Origin of the sequence: Taibaiella sp. KBW10 (assembly GCF_003852495.1) — a bacterium.
Lineage (GTDB): Bacteria > Bacteroidota > Bacteroidia > Chitinophagales > Chitinophagaceae > Edaphocola.
In genome coordinates this window covers 466,405-482,660 of sequence record NZ_QAJI01000004.1, presented here as the reverse complement: position 1 = coordinate 482,660, position 16,256 = coordinate 466,405, and the positions used below count along the sequence as shown (strand labels likewise).

Sequence of the window (16,256 nt, the reverse complement as noted above, 5' to 3'; positions counted from 1 at the left end):
CAATATGCTGACGGCCTACGAAGAGGAAATGAGCCATAAAGAACGTGCGTTTATCCAAGGTTTGCTGGAGGCAGAATCGGTGGGCTATTTTCGCACGCTGAGACTTATGGGCATAATCGGTATGGGTCTGGTGGTATGTGTCGGGCTCATCGCCTCTTTAGCTACACCGGCCAATGAGCTGGAGAAAAAATTCTCCCTGCCCGAATATATCCTGGCTGCGACCTGTTTCTTTATACTCATATACGGATTGGCCATTTTTGGAAAAAAGCGCTTCTCCCGTAAGTTTAAAGCCGATCTTAGAGATGGCCTCAAAACCATCATTGCCATTCCCATTCAGCAAAAACAATTTATTCCTCAGACCAATTCCTGCCATTTTCACCTGAATTATCCGGGTCTGCTGACCATTCAGGTCAGCCCCGAAGACTTCCGCACATTTGCCATAGGCGATACGGTAAGTATAGAATTTGCCAAGCATTCCAAGACCTATTTAGGCTACTTTTAAATCGTAATTCGCTGGTGCTGAATTGCCTGAATAAAAGTATATTTGCAGCTTAATTAATTAAGCTGAAACGGTTTCTAAAAATATCAAAATACGTGTTGGGTACGGTATTGGCATTATTGCTTTTGATAGCGGTGCTAATCAATATTCCTTCCGTACAACAATATGTAGCAGAAAAGGCCGCTGCTTTTCTTTCCCGAAAATTAAAGACAACCGTAACCGTTAAGGGGTTTCACCTGCAACTGCTGGATAAAATGACCTTGGATGGCGTTTTTGTTGCAGACCAGCGAGGGGATACTTTACTGTACACCAAACACCTGGAGATCAGCATTACCGATTGGTTTATTTTTAAAGACAAGCCTGTCCTGCATTATGTCGGTTTAGACGGCGCCTTTATCAACCTCCGGAGACCTAAAAATGATTCGGTCTGGAATTACCAGTTTATCGCAGATGCCTTCTCTTCAGACGCGCAGACCAATAAAGAAGCATCAGATCCCCTCGAAATTGACCTGAAAAGAATAAAGCTGCACCAGATAAGGTTTGCCTTAATAGACCAATGGGTGGGTAGTGACATGGAAATGGCGCTGACCGATTTCACGATGGACTTCAATAAGCTTGATTTTGCAACGAAACTAATTGACATCAACAATATCTCCGGGCTGCAAACGACTTTCGGCCTCCGGGATTATAAAGGGGGCAGACCCGAGCACCTCCGGCGCCGGAAAAAAACAAATGAGATTGATACCACTGCCTTTAATCCGGATCAATGGAAGGTTTTGGTCAAAAATGTGACGATTGAAGATGGCCGGTATTTTATGGATGATCCGGACAGAACGGTTGCACCGGCAGGCTTATTTGATGAATGGAAGATGGATGTGCGAAATATCAGCATCCAGATCAAAGATGTGCGTATTGCAGGCGATACCATACGTGGCGATCTGCTGCACCTCTCTGCTCAGGAACGCTGCGGGCTCAATATTAAAGAAATGCGGGCCAAAGTAAAAGTTTCTCCCCGCATCTCTGAATGTGCCGATCTGTATCTGGAGACAAACAACAGCATTATCAAGGATTATTATGCCATGCATTATGACCGCTTTCCGGATTTTATCGATTACATCAGCAAAGTAAGGATGGAAGGCCGTTTACGTCAGGCAAAAGTAGCCGTAAACGATATCATCTTTTTTGCACCGGAAATGAAATTATTCCAAAACATGGAAGTTTCGGTGGACGGACATTGCGGGGGTACGGTAGACAAACTATATGCAACAAACGCGATCATTAATGATGGTAAGAGCCAGTTGAATGTTGGGGCCTTCCGTATGGATCAATTGCCTGATGTAGACAATTCAAATATTGTTTTTGAACAATCAACCCTGAAAACATCCGGTGCGTACCTATACCATTATTTTCCTTTTCTGAAAGAGGCTACCGGTATTAACCTGCTGGCACTGGATCAGATTACGGCACCCTTTGACTTTAACGGTACGATGCATAACTTTCATGTTAATGCCCGCATACAAACCGGTTTAGGGCTCGTACAGGCCAATACTACCATTACCCAGGTGGTGAGTCCCGAACCCAATTATGAAGGTCAGGTAAAGGTGCAGCAGTTTAATTTGGGCGCGCTCCTGCAGCAGCCCATGATTGGTCAAACTGATGGGGCGTTTTCTTTCAAAGGGAAATACCTTGATCCGGCAAAAATGAATATTCTTGTCGATGGCAATTTCACCCGTTTCGGTTTTAAAGACTATGTCTACACTGATGTTACGGTAAAAGGAGATATCACCCCTGCCTATTTTCAGGGAAAAGTATTGTTGAATGATCCGAATGCACTAGTAGATTTTGACGGGAAACTACAATATGATCATGCCATCGCAAAAACCGATTTTACTGCCAAAATAGGACACCTTAATTTTCTGAACCTGAAACTGATGAACGAAAATATCCGTGCAAATGGCTTACTGACGGCTCATTTTACGGGGACTAATTTCGATGATTTTACAGGAGAAGCCTTATTGCAGCAAATGAAAATCTACCGGGATTCTACCTATCTGGATATCGATTCGGTATATCTGAAATCGACGATAGAAAACGGACAGAAATACTTGTATGCCGGTACCAATAACATTAAAGCAAGGATATGGGGTAATTATAAACTGGTCGATCTGCCAGAATCCTTTCAGCAATTGTTGTCTACCTATATGCCCAATTATTTCAAGGCACCCAAACAGTACAACAGAAACCAATTGATCAATTTTGATATGCAGACAGAAGATATTACCGATCTGCTGTCTATATTCAACAAAGATATTAGTTTGCCAAAAGGCGGCGTGCTGGAGGGCTCCCTGAACACCCAAAATGATCAGTTACGCCTCTCTTCCAATCTGCCTCAATTGATTTTTGATGGTTTTGTTTTTGACTCCCTGCAGGTGAACGGGAATGGAAACAATAAAGACCTGAAAATAAATATTGATCTTGCAGAGATCCGTTCGGGCAGCAATGTGTTTCTCAGAAATGTAAACCTTGATTCCAAGTGGTACCGCGATTCTTTAGATTTTAATATTGTCACCTCTACCTTTGAAGAATTCGGAAATGCAGAATTGAATGGCAGGGGTTATATGCAGGGCGGACGTTTTACTTTACATATTTTACCTTCTCAGATTTTTATCAATAACAATAAATGGAATATCCCTGCCGGTAACCGGATCGTTTATGAAAACGAGGAACTGAATATCGAAAACCTCTCGATCAATTCCGGGCAACAACATATCTATGTCGGTAAAAGTGAAGTAGAAAATAATACGGCTTATATTGAGCTTAAGAACCTGAGCAATGCACCGCTCACCCGTTTATTGCAGATAGACGATATGATCAAGGGAGGGAGTATTAACGGGACGCTTAAAATCCAGTCTTTATGGAGTAAACAGAAAATCAATTTTGACCTATCCTCCAAAGACACCCGTTTTTACGAAGATACCTTACAGAAAATTTCCCTTCAGGGCAATTATGATGTGGCCAAAGGTATGGTGGAGCTAACCAATAATACCGGCATCTCAGCACAAAATGCCTCTGCAACCATTAGTGGAAAACTATCTTTAGATACCAGTTCTGCGCAAGCTATAGACGGCACATTGCAGTTCAACAATGCTAATATCGCCTGGCTGACCCCTTTTTTAAGAGGCTTTGTCAGCAATCTTAATGGTAAGGTGAATGGGGCTATCAGCATTAAAGGCAATGCCGCGCATCCGATCACTTCAGGCCAATTGTCCTTAAAAGATATTGAAGTGCGTCCCGAAATAAACGGGGAGACCTATACCGTAGCCGACGCCACTATTAGGGTCAATGAAAATACTATTGACATCGGCACCATGTATGTAAAAGACCAGGAGAAAAACACAGGGCTGATAACGGGGAGTATTACCCATAATAAGTTGCAGACCTTTTCCCTCAACCTGGAAATGAATAGCGATAAGATCAGGGTATTAAACCTGAATAGTGCGGAGGGAGAGCGTTTTTACGGCACGATATATGCCAAAACACGGGCGCGTATCTTTGGGCTGGCACAAGACCTGAATGTGTTTATCTCTGCAATCCCTTTACCCAATTCCAACTTGGTTATTCCCATAGATTTCTCCAGCGATTTAGGGGAATATACATTTATCCGCTTCAAGAAAAGGAATGTTGATTACGAGCTCGCCAAAAGAAAAAAACTAAAACTATCCAACAAATACAATATCAGGATCGATGCCACGATCAATAATAATCTGGGCAGCAACATTATCCTGGATCCCAAAACAGGCGATCAGTTAATCTCTAAAGGGAACGGGAACATCATTCTTGAAATACCTTCCGATGGAGACATTCGCTTGAATGGTATGTATAAAATCGAAGAAGGTACCTACAACTTTGCGTTTCGAAAGATGCAAATCCTGAATTATAACAGGCTGTTCTCTATCGTACCGGGCAGTACCATTGTTTGGAACGGAGACTTATACGATGCCCATCTCGATGTGACCGGTACCACTGCGGTAAAGGCACGTTTATATGACCTGATCAGCAATGAAATCAATAGAATCAACCTTTCCAATCAGGAAATACGGGATGCACAGCTGGCACAGTTAGTCAATGTAAAACTGAATGCATCGGGTACCCTGCAAAACCCCGAAGTGAACTTTAAATTGGAACTGTTGGAAAACCGTTCTATCGGTACCTACGCCTACCAAAAATTAGAGCGGATCAATAATGATGAGAAACAATTATTGAACCAGGTGGCCTCTTTATTGCTGTTAGATCAGTTTGCCCCACCGGAAGGCTTTATGAATAATACGGCGGCAGTATCTTCAGGAACCATCAATAATATGAGTGATATTTTCTCCTCTGTAGCTTCTTCACAGTTGACCAATATGGCCAATAAACTGTTTAAAGTACGGGATTTACATGTAGGGGTTGGTTATAAAAATTATAACCTGAGCAATAGTAATGATCCCACAAGTTTATCCTATTTAAACCGGAATGAGGCCAAAGTAAATGTGCGTAAGAACTTCCTGAACAACCGTCTGTTTGTTGATGTGGGTGGGGTATACGACTGGGGCCGGCCGGCTACGGCAGGTTCCAAATCATATTCATCCAATCTGGCAGGCGATTTTAGGGTGCAATACCTGATGACACCGGATGGCCGGATCCGCTTCAATATTTTCAGAACGAGCAATTATGATGCCTTGTTTCAACAAAATATCTCCCGGCAGGGTGTAGGGATTTCTTATCGTAAATCCTTTACCAACCTCAAAGACTTATTCTTTAGAAATATGACAGCCCCCAAAGATACTTTGGATGCACATACAAAAGATAGCGGAATAAGCGAGTAACATACTTGCTTATTCCGCTATCCTTTAATGATGATTTTTATTTCTAATTCGCTTTCTTGCTTAGCCTTTTCTTTTTTTACTGCCTTCAATATTGGGTAAAAAGCCGGTGATGATCCCAATCAAGGGCAGGTAAGCACAGACATTAAAGACGTATTCAATATTGGTTTTATCGGCCAGCCAACCTAAGAGAGCAGAACCGATTCCACCCATACCAAAGGCAAAACCGAAGAACAGCCCCGATACCAGGCCTATCTTTCCCGGGATGAGTTCAGTTGCATAAACCAAAATGGCTGAAAATGCAGAAGAAATGATCAAACCAATCAGTATGGCTAATATAATGGTCATATTCAGTCCTACATGGGGGAGCAGTAAGGTAAAGGGTGCGGCACCTAATATAGAAATCCAGATAATTAATTTTCTTCCATAGCGATCGCCCAAAGGGCCACCTAATATGGTTCCTGCTGCCACGGCCGCCAGGAAAGCAAACAGATAAATTTGGGATTGCTGTACACTCACATGGAATTTATCGATCAGATAAAAGGTAAAATAACTCGTCATGGAGGCCATGTAGAAATATTTCGAAAAGATCAATACCAATAAAATGACGATAGAAATAATTACTCTTTTCCTGGAAATCGTTACCGTTGGCGCACTGTGATGGGCGACGTTTTTTGTGAGAGATCTGGCCAGCATATTTTGCTGATACCATTTGCCCACAAACGTAAGGAGGATCATACCCAGAATGGCCAATACGCCAAACCAACCAACGTATTTCTGTCCAAAAGGAATAACAATGAGCGCAGCAAGTAAAGGCCCTGTAGCGCCGCCTGCATTACCCCCTACCTGGAAAATAGATTGTGCCAAGCCTTTCTTCCCTCCCGAGGCTAAATGAGCTACTTTAGATGCTTCGGGATGAAAAATAGAAGAGCCAATACCAATTAAACTGACAGAGGCCAGGATATAATATAAATTAGAGGCAAAGGCCAGGCATAACAAACCTAAAAGAGAAAACAACATCGCAATGGCCAGGGATTTTGGATTGGGCTTCTTGTCTGTATATAAGCCTATAAAGGGTTGCAGGATAGAGGCCGTCAGCTGAAAGACCAGCGTAATGATCCCGATCTGTGTGAAGGTTAAGACATAATTTTCCTTTAATAAGGGATAAATCGCCGGGATGACGGACTGTATCAGGTCATTTAACAGATGCGAAAAGCTGATCGCAAATAATATGGGATAAACGGTTTGCTGTGCTGTAAGTACAGCGGCTTGAGGGGACGACTGTGTTTTCATAATTTTTATAACATCAGGTCATCTGATGTTTTGAGTTAAATTTTTAGAGTTTGCCAATGATTTTTTGTGCAGTGATCACGGCTTTTTGTGCATTTTTCGCTTCAATATATAGTAAGAGCTTTTCGTGTAGTTCCTGTGAGGCCAGAAACGGTTCGGTATCTTTGTATATATTATAGAAAAAACGCTCCACATGCTCGGACAGGGTTTGATACAAAGCTGCTAAAATGCCATTGCCGCAGCTTTCAGCGATCATGATATGAAACCGGATGTCTGCTTTAATACATTCATTAAGCTTATGTTCCTGGGCATATATGCCCCGTTGTTTCAGTTCCCGGCGCATATTGGCGATTTGCTTATCCGTTCTGTACACCGCTGCTTTTTCTATAATTTTTATTTCTAAAATCTGACGTACCTCAAATATTTCGGCAAAATCGGCTTGTTCAATTTTATTGCTTAATGCCGTATTGCCGGTGTGGCTGATCACGAAAGTACCCAGCCCCTGTTGTACTTTTACAAAACCCGACTGTGCCAGTATTTTGATGGCCTCCCGAATAGAAGACCGGCCAACCCCGTATGTTTTCATCAGCTCAGGTTCTGCGGGCAATTGCGCGTCAATAGCCAAGGCGCCGTTTTTGATCCGGAGCTCCAGGGCTTCTGCCACACCCTCTGCTAAAGATGTTTTTTTAATTACGTGCATATACTTGGTTCATCATATCATCTGATGTTTGCAAAAGTAGTATTTTTTAATAAAAAAACAATCTCTCTTTTTTTCATTTGGTTTTATGGAGCAGTGTGCCGTTGTTTGGGTGATACTTTAATTAAAGATGTCGGGCGCCGCAAAGCGGCGCCCGACATCTTTAATTTTATTTATCCTTAAGAAATTAAACAATCACATTGATCATTTTTCCTTTTACGAAGATTATTTTTTTATGTGGTTTCCCTTCCAGCCATTTTTGCACGATTTCATTAGCCAATACTTCCTGCTCGATGGCTTCAGTAGCTGCATCCAGGGCAAACTCCATATTGGTACGGTGTTTACCATTGATGGCAATCGGGTAGAGCTTGGCACTTTCGGTAATATATTGTTCCTCAAATTTCGGGAAGTCAGCAGCAGCCACACTTGTGTCGTGACCTAAACGCTGCCATAATTCCTCTGCAACATGAGGGGCAAATGGCGCCAACAGGGCTACCAAAGGTTCCAGGATCGCTCGTTTATGGCATTTAAGCTCATGTAGCTCATTCGTAATGATCATAAACTGGCTCACCGTCGTATTAAACGAGAATTTCTCAATATCATCCGCTACCTTTTTGATGGTCTTATGCAGCGCTTTTAATTCCTCTTTAGTGGGCTCCTCATCTACAACCAGCCATTGGGTTTGCTCTTGTTGTTCCTCAAAGAATAAACGCCATAGTTTTTTCAGGAAACGATGTACGCCCTCAATACCTTTGGTATCCCAGGGTTTGCTCATTTCGATTGGCCCCAGGAACATTTCATACATACGGAAGGTATCGGCACCATACTGGGCAACAATCTCATCCGGGTTCACCACATTGTACTTAGATTTGGACATTTTCTCCACCTCTGCACCACAGATATACTTGCCATCTTCCAAAATAAACTCGGCATTGTTATATTCTGCTCTCCATTGCTTGAATTGTTCGATATCCAATTCCACACCATCTACCATACTTACATCTACATGGATGGCATTAATTATATATTCGGTTGAAATATATACCGCCTTGCCATTATATTTTTCTGATAACCCCTTATTTATAGGGGTTAAAAAATCATCAATTATAGTTTTAGCTTCTGTATCATCCTTTGTTCTTAATTTTTTTGCAATAGATTCAGAAACAAAAATTATTGGATTATCATTAGGGTTTACGGAGGGGAGCAATGGATTAATAGCTCCTTTGTCTTCTGTAACCTGTCCTGTAAAAGTGTTCTTATTTGATTTATTAATGCTTGTATTCAATCTATATACAAACCTAGAGCTACCCTGGATCATACCCTGGTTCAATAATTTCTTAAAGGGCTCATTAAAACCAATATGACCCAGGTCATACAAAACCTTTGTCCAAAAACGGCTGTATAGCAAATGCCCTACGGCATGTTCGGTACCACCGATATACAAATCTACCTGGTTCCAGTATTGCGCAGTGTCAGCGCCCACAAATTCGGTATCATTATGAGGATCCATATAGCGTAAGAAATACCAGGAAGAACCGGCATAACCGGGCATGGTATTGGTTTCTCTGCGCAAAATTTCACCTGCACTATTCGTAAGGTGTACAAAGCTGTCGATATTCGCCAGAGGGCCTTCCCCGTTTGGTCCGGGTTTGTAGGTATCTACATGGGGCAATAATACCGGTAAGGTTTTATCCGCATCCTGTAATGCCAGCTCGGGTTCATCAATTGTATAGGGAATATCGTTTTTATACACAATCGGGAAGGGTTCTCCCCAATAGCGCTGACGGCTGAAGCCCGCGTCCCGCAAACGGAAATTTGTCGTACGCTTACCAATACCTTTTTCGGCAACCGCAGTCAATACCGCTTCTGTGGCCGCGGCAATAGACAATCCGGAAATAAAATCACTGTTTTCTATGGATACGTTTTTGTCCGTAAAAGCATGCTCCCCCGTATAATGATCGCCAAAAATATTAGTGATTGGGATATTGAAATGGTTCGCAAAAGCAAAATCACGCTCATCACCCGAAGGTACCGCCATAATGGCGCCGGTACCGTATCCGGCCAGTACATATTCTGAAATCCAGATCGGAATCTGTTTTCCGGAGAAAGGATGTACTGCATACGCTCCGGTAAAGCAGCCGCTGATTTTTTTCTCGGCCATCCGCTCTCTTTCGGAACGGCTTTTTACATAAGTAATATAGGATTCTACAGCTTCTTTTTGTGCCGCAGTCGTAATGTCTAAGATCAGTTCATGTTCAGGTGCCAAAACCATAAAGTCTACTCCAAAGATGGTGTCCGGTCTTGTGGTAAATACTTCGATACTATGATCCGTACCGGCGATAGAGAACCCGATTTGTGCCCCTTCACTTTTACCGATCCAGTTGCGTTGCATTTCTTTCATCGCTTCGCTCCATTCCAGGTGATCCAGGCTGGATAAAAGATTATCAGCATAATCGGTAATCCGCAAAAACCATTGGCGCATTTTTTTCTTTTCTACCGGGTGGCCGCCTCTTTCCGATACGCCATTCACCACTTCATCGTTGGCCAAAACGGTTGCCAATGCAGCACACCACCATACTTCAGCATAGTCGAGATAAGCCAGGCGGTATTGCATTAAGACGTGGCGTTTTGCCGCTTCATCATAAGCATTCCAGGTTTCGGCATTAAACATTTCTGTTTCTTTCGGACTGGGATAGCCGGCATTACCTTCCTGTTCGAAAATTGTAATCAAGTCGGCAATGGGCGCTGCTTTCTGCGTTTTGTTATTATACCAGCTATGGAATAACTGGCTAAAGATCCATTGGGTCCATTTATAATATTTTGGATCGCTGGTCTGCACCTCTCTGCTCCAGTCGTAATTAAAGCCGATATTGTTTAATTGCTCTTTATAACGGGCAATATTTTTCTCGGTAGTCACCGCCGGGTGTTGACCCGTGTCCAGTGCATATTGTTCTGCAGGCAGTCCAAAGGCATCAAATCCCATAGGATGCAATACATTAAAGCCCTGCATTCTTTTGAAACGGGCATAAATATCCGATGCAATATAACCTAAAGGATGACCCACGTGTAAACCCGCACCGCTGGGGTAGGGGAACATATCCAATACATAATGCTTGGGCTTATCGGTTGTATTTGCCACAGCATAGGTATTATGGTCGGTCCAGTATTGTTTCCACTTTTGTTCTATTTCGGAAAAATTATATTTCATCGTTTGTATAATAAGTCAATTGTCTAAAAAATAATCGCAAAAGTAAGCATTCAGGCGCATTTATAGGAAAGCGGCACATAAAAACTTAAACGCGACGGTCATAAAAAAGCCCTTACACATGGGCAAGGGCTTCCTGATTAATATTATTTGAAGTGGATTAGTAAAACCTTCCCGCAATTTTTCTGCCTAAAACAAAACCGGCACTGAGGCCAAACATGCTGCTGCTTTTAAGGCTGGCACCAGGTACGACAGATAAGTTGCTCATGCCGACACCATAAGTCATTTTAAGCTGAAAACCCATTTGGAATTGATATCCAAAGCCTACATACGCGCCATAATCCAGGGGTTTTAATTCCTGAGTGGCACCGCTCTTGAAATTGATTTTATCATCGATTTGCTTGATGCTTACCGTAGGTTGTTTCACGGTAATATCTCCTGTTCTTCTTCCCGAAAAGGAATAGGATACATAAGGCGTTGCAAACACAAAAAGCTTACCGGTATACTCTCTGATCGACCAGCTGTATTTAAGGTTTATAGGCAATTCTGCATTGCTCATAGACATTTTCAGGTCAGAACGCATCATACTGTTTTCGTCCACTACCCGTATCATCTTAGAATTGTAAAATAATCCCGGCTCTACTGAAAAGCCTTTTGATCCGATCGGAATATCAAATGCAATACCGCCGCGAGGGCCGATTTGCCAATCATAGTTTAATGAATTTCTCATACCGTTATCGGTCGTGTAGGCGCTGAATTTGGTGGTTAAAAAACCGAATTCAGGAGTTACGGTTACCTGTGCATAGGTATGAGCGGCAAGGCCTGATAAGATAGCTAAGAATAATAAACTTTTCTTCATGTACTTATATTGGAGTATATACGATGGACTGTTTGTATGCTTACAAAGGTAAAAACTTATATTAAAAAAAGAAATGGAATTTTTAAAAGCAAAAGATTCGCGGAAAATCATCCGCGAATCTTTTGCTTTTACCTAAAATCTTAGGTCAATAAATTAGAATTGAAAACCTACGCTGATACCGAAGTTACTGTTGTTTGTTAATTTGGTATTCATTGTAGATGCATTGCTCAGATTGTTAAAGCCCATACCGTATTGTGCTCTGGCATACAGGCCAAAAGGCAATTGATAGCCAACACCCACTTGCGCACCGATATCCAAAGGATTCATTTGGGCGTTTCCGTCACCAAACTTAATGTCAGAAGATACACTTCCTATTTTTGTTTGTCCGGCTACTGCATAAGCAATGTGCGGTCCTGCATAAGCAAATACTTTACCGGCAATACCTAAAGGTAAATTGAATTTTATGTTTACCGGAACTTCAATATAACTTAAAGTAGTTGTGCTTTTAACCCCTAAAAACGTGTTTTCGCCGCCTTTCATGCTATAAAATACACCAGGCTCTAAAGAGATCATATTGTTGAAGGGTAATTCTACATAAGCACCCGCTCTTAATCCGACAAGCGCATTAGATGTACTTGTAGCAAGATCGCTTGACGACTTCATGGTAGTTACATTTAAACCTACTTCTGGAGCGAATTTAACTTGCGCCTGAGTGGCAACGGCAAATCCTGCAAGGGTAGCAATACTTAAGATTACTTTTTTCATAAAATTTTGTTTTTAAATTGTTTGTTTATTTAGTTTGTGAATTATTGGACAAAATTAAGCTGATTAGTTTAATAGGAAATTGTAATTAGCGAAACGTTAACCTATGATAATTCGAAATATTATAAACAAGCAAGGTGCTTTTTAGTTATTACCTAACCATACGGCTCCGCCTATACTATTGCGGCTGGCACCGGTAACACTCGCAAAAACATTAGTCTCTTCGCGCCAGCGTAATACGCCCATTAAAGCCATGGCTACCGCTTCTTTATGCATCACAATACTGTCTTCAGGTACCACAAGGCTCAGGTTATTTAAGTGTGCCTGAATACATTCCACTAAGTAAGTGTTTAAGGCACCCCCACCGGTAACCAGCATTTTCTGCATAGCCTCCTGTTGATAAGGCGCTATGGCCTTTTGAATTTGCTGGGCAATATGCGCTACATAAGTGGCCAGTATATCGGCGGCGGCAAGACCACTGCTATCAGCCAATTGGTGCAACTGTGCGGTATAATCATTTGCCAAAGATTTTGGCGCATTGACTTGGTAATATTCGAGTGCATTAAGCTGTGCCAATAAACCATCATGTACCGTACCCTGGCGGGCGATGGCACCATGCGCATCATAGGGATGTCCCAGTTGTTGTGCATAAAAGTCCAGTAATTGGTTTGCGGGACAAATATCAAAAGCAATCGGATGCTCCGTATTAACCGTTAGGTTAGCAATTCCCCCAAGGTTCAGACAAAAATCATATTCCTTAAACAACATGCGGTCTGCCATCGGTACAATCGGAGCACCTTGTCCGCCCAGGGCCACATCCATATTTCTTAAATCGGTAATCGCCGTCAATCCTGTTATGGCAGCAATGCCCGCACCATCTCCGATCTGGACACTGGTTCCTTTATGCGGCTCATGAAATACCGTATGCCCGTGAGAGGCAATAAAATGTACCTTATGGTGTAATTCATTTTGATCGATAAAAGTATTCACCTGGCTGCCCAGCCATTTTCCAAAGGCCGTGTGCAGGTTCAGGTATTCCGGTACGCTTAGTTGCGCCGCATTTCTCAACTGCTGCTTTAAGGTGTCCTCAAAAGCAATACAATCCGCCACTTTTATATCGAAACTCCAATCGTTTCGCATATCCGTAATCTCTACGAAGGCAATATCCAATCCATCAAGAGAACTTCCGGACATTAATCCTATTACATTATAAATCATAATCTGTACTTATTATCAAGAGGAGCAAAGGTAGTATATATTTATACTTGTGTATCGCCATCAAGATCATAAATTTACGAAACAAAGTCGCCATATCTATCTATATTTTTATATATTTGCAGCGCATTTGGTTTCGATCAAACCTCAGTTTGACAGAATTAAAAGGGAATTTGGTGTAAATCCAAAACAATACCCGTTGCTGTAAGTTCTATTGTATTTTGTTATATTTTCTTCATAACCACTGCATGATCGCGGGAAGGTGCCTAACAAAAAGAACGAGTCAGAAGACCTGCCCTATGCTATTAAACCTGTTTTTTCTCGGGAAAAAGGAAAAGGACGTATTTTATTTATTTAAATTACATATATACTAAAAATGGTAAAAAATTTACTTTTAACAGCATCGGCTGTATGTCTTTCTATGTTTGTACAAGCACAAACAATTAATATCGATTTTGAAGCATTAACGCTGACCGGTACGAATACAGATTATGCCTCAACGAAGGATACATTTGATTATACCTTCACCGGTACTTCCAATACCGGAGGTCATATTGCTACTTTTTACGGCACAAAGCCTTCCTGGGGTGGTTATTCAGGATTTAACTATTCTAATGTTGTAAATGATACAACTGCCGGTTATACGAATGCGAGTGCGGCTTATGCTCCATCCGGAGCAGGGAGTTCTGCTAAATATGTAATTTCTTATGGAGAGGGTTATGGTATCAGCTTTAACCACAGTGTGAAGTTGAAAGCATTTGACTATACAAATGCTACCTATGCCGGTTTAAGCATGAAAAACGGAGACTCCTATTCCAAAAAATTTGGAGGGGTTACCGGTAATGATCCGGATTTCTTTTCTGTAACTGTTTTTGGATACTTGAATGGTACGGTAAAGCCGGATAGCGTTACTTTTTATCTTGCTGATTTCAGAGATGCAAATAATGCCAATGATTATATTGTAAAAGCGTGGCGTACGGTGAACCTGACAACTTTAGGTTCGGTGGACAGCCTGTCTTTCAAATATGCTTCTTCTGATGTAGGATCGTTTGGAGTTAATACACCGGTTTATTTTTGTATGGACAACCTTACATTTGTTACTCCGGTAAGTCTTAATGATGTAACGCCTTTAGCGACAAAAGTATATCCTAACCCTGCTGTGAATAACCTGACTATAGCATATAAGGAGCCGGTTAATTATCAGATTTTTGATGTGAACGGTAAATTGATACTGGCCGCACAAAACACCAATAATGCTGATATCAGCTCATTAGCACAAGGTAATTACTTTATAAAGATTGCTACCCTTAAAGGAGATAAAACAGCTGTTACCCAGTTTGTTAAACAATAAGCAGCAATGCTTAGATGATCTTAAAACAAAGCCATTGATTTTTCAATGGCTTTGTCGTTTATCTTTTATATACAATGCCTTACAGACAGAGAAATTATTACCTTTGGACTTTATTGAAAAAGGAATATGGATGAGCGCCCTAATGACTTTTCTTTGTTCCTTGCCAAAAACGATAGCACTTATAAATCGCAAAATATTATGCCCAATAAAGCCATCATCATCACCATAGGAGATGAACTCTTGATCGGTCAGACTGTTGATACTAACTCTACACATATTGCCCTCGTTTTGGGCGAACACAATATAGAAGTGATCCGTAAAATCGCTATATCAGATAATAAAGACGATATTACCGAAACCCTTGATGAAGCCCTGAAGAAAGCAGATGTCGTGATTTTCACCGGTGGCTTGGGGCCTACTGCCGATGACATTACGAAACCGGTTCTTTGTGCTTACTTTGGTGGCACGCTGGTGCGGAATGCCGAAGTACTCGAGCATATAGAGGGCATTTTCAGCAAACGAAACCTGCCCATGTTGCAACGTAATGCCATGCAGGCCGATGTACCCGACAATTGCCGGATTCTTTTTAATAAGATGGGCACGGCTCCGGGTATGTTGTTTGAAAAAGAAGGTAAATATATTGCTTCCTTGCCGGGCGTGCCTTTCGAGATGAAATATATCCTGGAGCAGGAACTGATGCCAATATTAAAGGATAAAGTGCATTCGGAGCGCGTGGTATTACATAAGCATATTGTCACCTCCGGTATACCGGAAAGTCTGCTGGCCGACCGAATTCAAGATATAGAAACCGCTTTTCCTGCACACATGCACCTGGCTTATCTGCCTTCTTTAAGAATGGTTAAGTTGCGTATTACTTCCGAAGGATTGGATGCACATGTTTTGGAAACAGAAGCGCAGCAGGTCGTGCAAGCCATCACCGAACGGGTGGAAAAATATATTATCGGGTACGAGGATGTAGGATTGGATGTATACGCCACGCGATTGCTGGCGGATAGAAAACTGAAGTTTGGCACCGCCGAAAGTTGTACCGGAGGCTATTTTGGTCATTTGATTACCAATATTCCCGGTAGCTCCCGGTATTATAAAGGAGGTATCATTTCGTATGCCAATGAAGTAAAAGAACATATTCTTCAGGTGCCTTTTGAAACCTTAGCTGCCCATGGTGCCGTTAGTGAAGAAACGGTAATCGCTATGGCAAAAGGAGCCCTTACACAATTAGAAGTTGACCTCGCCATTTCGTTTTCCGGTATTTTGGGCCCTGATGGCGGCACAGAGACCAAACCTGTTGGGCTGGTATGGATGGCCATTGCCAATAAAGAGGGCAGGGTCGAGACCAAACAATTGCACCTGCGTTATACCCGCCTCACCAATAAAGAAGCGGTGATCAATGAGGGTTGGGCATTTTTACGCACATTTATACTCGAGCATTATTGATTTTTGGATACCCCCGGATAGTTTTCGGTTGATTCTTATAGCGAATAAATTTAAAACATTA

The 16,256-nt window shown here is 41.9% G+C and carries 10 protein-coding genes and 1 riboswitch; of the genes, 4 read left to right on the top strand and 6 right to left on the bottom strand.

Annotated features, from left to right (window positions below):
• Nucleotides 1–4: 4 nt before the first annotated feature.
• Both DBR32_RS09780 and DBR32_RS09775 read left to right on the top strand, forming a co-directional pair.
• Nucleotides 5–502 carry a hypothetical protein gene (locus DBR32_RS09780; protein WP_124636127.1) on the top strand — a complete coding sequence of 166 codons (498 nt, stop codon included), beginning with the start codon at nt 5–7 and terminating at the stop codon, nt 500–502.
• Between the two features lie 95 nt (nt 503–597).
• Nucleotides 598–5,364: a translocation/assembly module TamB domain-containing protein gene (locus DBR32_RS09775; RefSeq protein WP_124636126.1), complete on the top strand. Its 4,767-nt coding sequence runs from the start codon at nt 598–600 to the stop codon at nt 5,362–5,364.
• Nucleotides 5,365–5,424: 60 nt separating this feature from the next.
• On the opposite strand, the gene DBR32_RS09770 is transcribed toward DBR32_RS09775, so the two are convergent.
• The 6 genes from DBR32_RS09770 to DBR32_RS09745 form a co-directional block, all read right to left on the bottom strand.
• Complete coding sequence (locus DBR32_RS09770; RefSeq protein ID WP_124636125.1) at nt 5,425–6,654, bottom strand: MFS transporter; 1,230 nt, start codon at nt 6,652–6,654, stop codon at nt 5,425–5,427.
• Nucleotides 6,655–6,697: 43 nt separating this feature from the next.
• A complete protein-coding gene (locus DBR32_RS09765; RefSeq protein WP_124636124.1) occupies nt 6,698–7,351 on the bottom strand; it encodes a FadR/GntR family transcriptional regulator in 654 nt (217 codons plus the stop codon).
• 184 nt (nt 7,352–7,535) lie between these two features.
• On the bottom strand, nt 7,536–10,556 hold the full coding sequence (locus DBR32_RS09760; RefSeq protein WP_124636123.1) for a leucine--tRNA ligase: 3,021 nt from the start codon (nt 10,554–10,556) through the stop codon (nt 7,536–7,538).
• 157 nt (nt 10,557–10,713) lie between these two features.
• Nucleotides 10,714–11,412, bottom strand: a complete 699-nt coding sequence (locus tag DBR32_RS09755) for a porin family protein (RefSeq protein ID WP_158605952.1) — start codon at nt 11,410–11,412, stop codon at nt 10,714–10,716.
• A gap of 153 nt (nt 11,413–11,565) precedes the next feature.
• Nucleotides 11,566–12,177, bottom strand: coding sequence for a porin family protein (locus DBR32_RS09750; protein WP_124636121.1), 612 nt, complete (start codon nt 12,175–12,177; stop codon nt 11,566–11,568).
• A 141-nt stretch (nt 12,178–12,318) separates the two neighbouring features.
• Nucleotides 12,319–13,392, bottom strand: coding sequence for an anhydro-N-acetylmuramic acid kinase (locus DBR32_RS09745; RefSeq protein ID WP_124636120.1), 1,074 nt, complete (start codon nt 13,390–13,392; stop codon nt 12,319–12,321).
• 111 nt (nt 13,393–13,503) lie between these two features.
• Nucleotides 13,504–13,704: riboswitch (cobalamin riboswitch) on the top strand.
• Between the two features lie 61 nt (nt 13,705–13,765).
• On the opposite strand from DBR32_RS09745, the gene DBR32_RS09740 reads away from it, so the two are divergent.
• Together DBR32_RS09740 and DBR32_RS09735 are read left to right on the top strand one after the other, a co-directional pair.
• Complete coding sequence (locus DBR32_RS09740) at nt 13,766–14,740, top strand: DUF4465 domain-containing protein (protein ID WP_124636119.1); 975 nt, start codon at nt 13,766–13,768, stop codon at nt 14,738–14,740.
• A 126-nt stretch (nt 14,741–14,866) separates the two neighbouring features.
• On the top strand, nt 14,867–16,195 hold the full coding sequence (locus tag DBR32_RS09735) for a CinA family nicotinamide mononucleotide deamidase-related protein (RefSeq protein WP_124636118.1): 1,329 nt from the start codon (nt 14,867–14,869) through the stop codon (nt 16,193–16,195).
• Nucleotides 16,196–16,256: the final 61 nt, after the last annotated feature.

Excerpts from the sequence above, each read along its gene's own strand:
- DBR32_RS09735 (WP_124636118.1), top strand. The coding sequence starts at position 14,867 with ATGGATGAGCGCCCTAATGACTTTTCTTTGTTCCTTGCCAAAAACGAT.
- DBR32_RS09745 (WP_124636120.1), bottom strand. The coding sequence starts at position 13,392 with ATGATTTATAATGTAATAGGATTAATGTCCGGAAGTTCTCTTGATGGA.
- DBR32_RS09770 (WP_124636125.1), bottom strand. The coding sequence starts at position 6,654 with ATGAAAACACAGTCGTCCCCTCAAGCCGCTGTACTTACAGCACAGCAA.
- DBR32_RS09750 (WP_124636121.1), bottom strand. The coding sequence starts at position 12,177 with ATGAAAAAAGTAATCTTAAGTATTGCTACCCTTGCAGGATTTGCCGTT.
- DBR32_RS09760 (WP_124636123.1), bottom strand. The coding sequence starts at position 10,556 with ATGAAATATAATTTTTCCGAAATAGAACAAAAGTGGAAACAATACTGG.
- DBR32_RS09780 (WP_124636127.1), top strand. The coding sequence starts at position 5 with ATGCTGACGGCCTACGAAGAGGAAATGAGCCATAAAGAACGTGCGTTT.
- DBR32_RS09740 (WP_124636119.1), top strand. The coding sequence starts at position 13,766 with ATGGTAAAAAATTTACTTTTAACAGCATCGGCTGTATGTCTTTCTATG.
- DBR32_RS09755 (WP_158605952.1), bottom strand. The coding sequence starts at position 11,412 with ATGAAGAAAAGTTTATTATTCTTAGCTATCTTATCAGGCCTTGCCGCT.
- DBR32_RS09765 (WP_124636124.1), bottom strand. The coding sequence starts at position 7,351 with ATGCACGTAATTAAAAAAACATCTTTAGCAGAGGGTGTGGCAGAAGCC.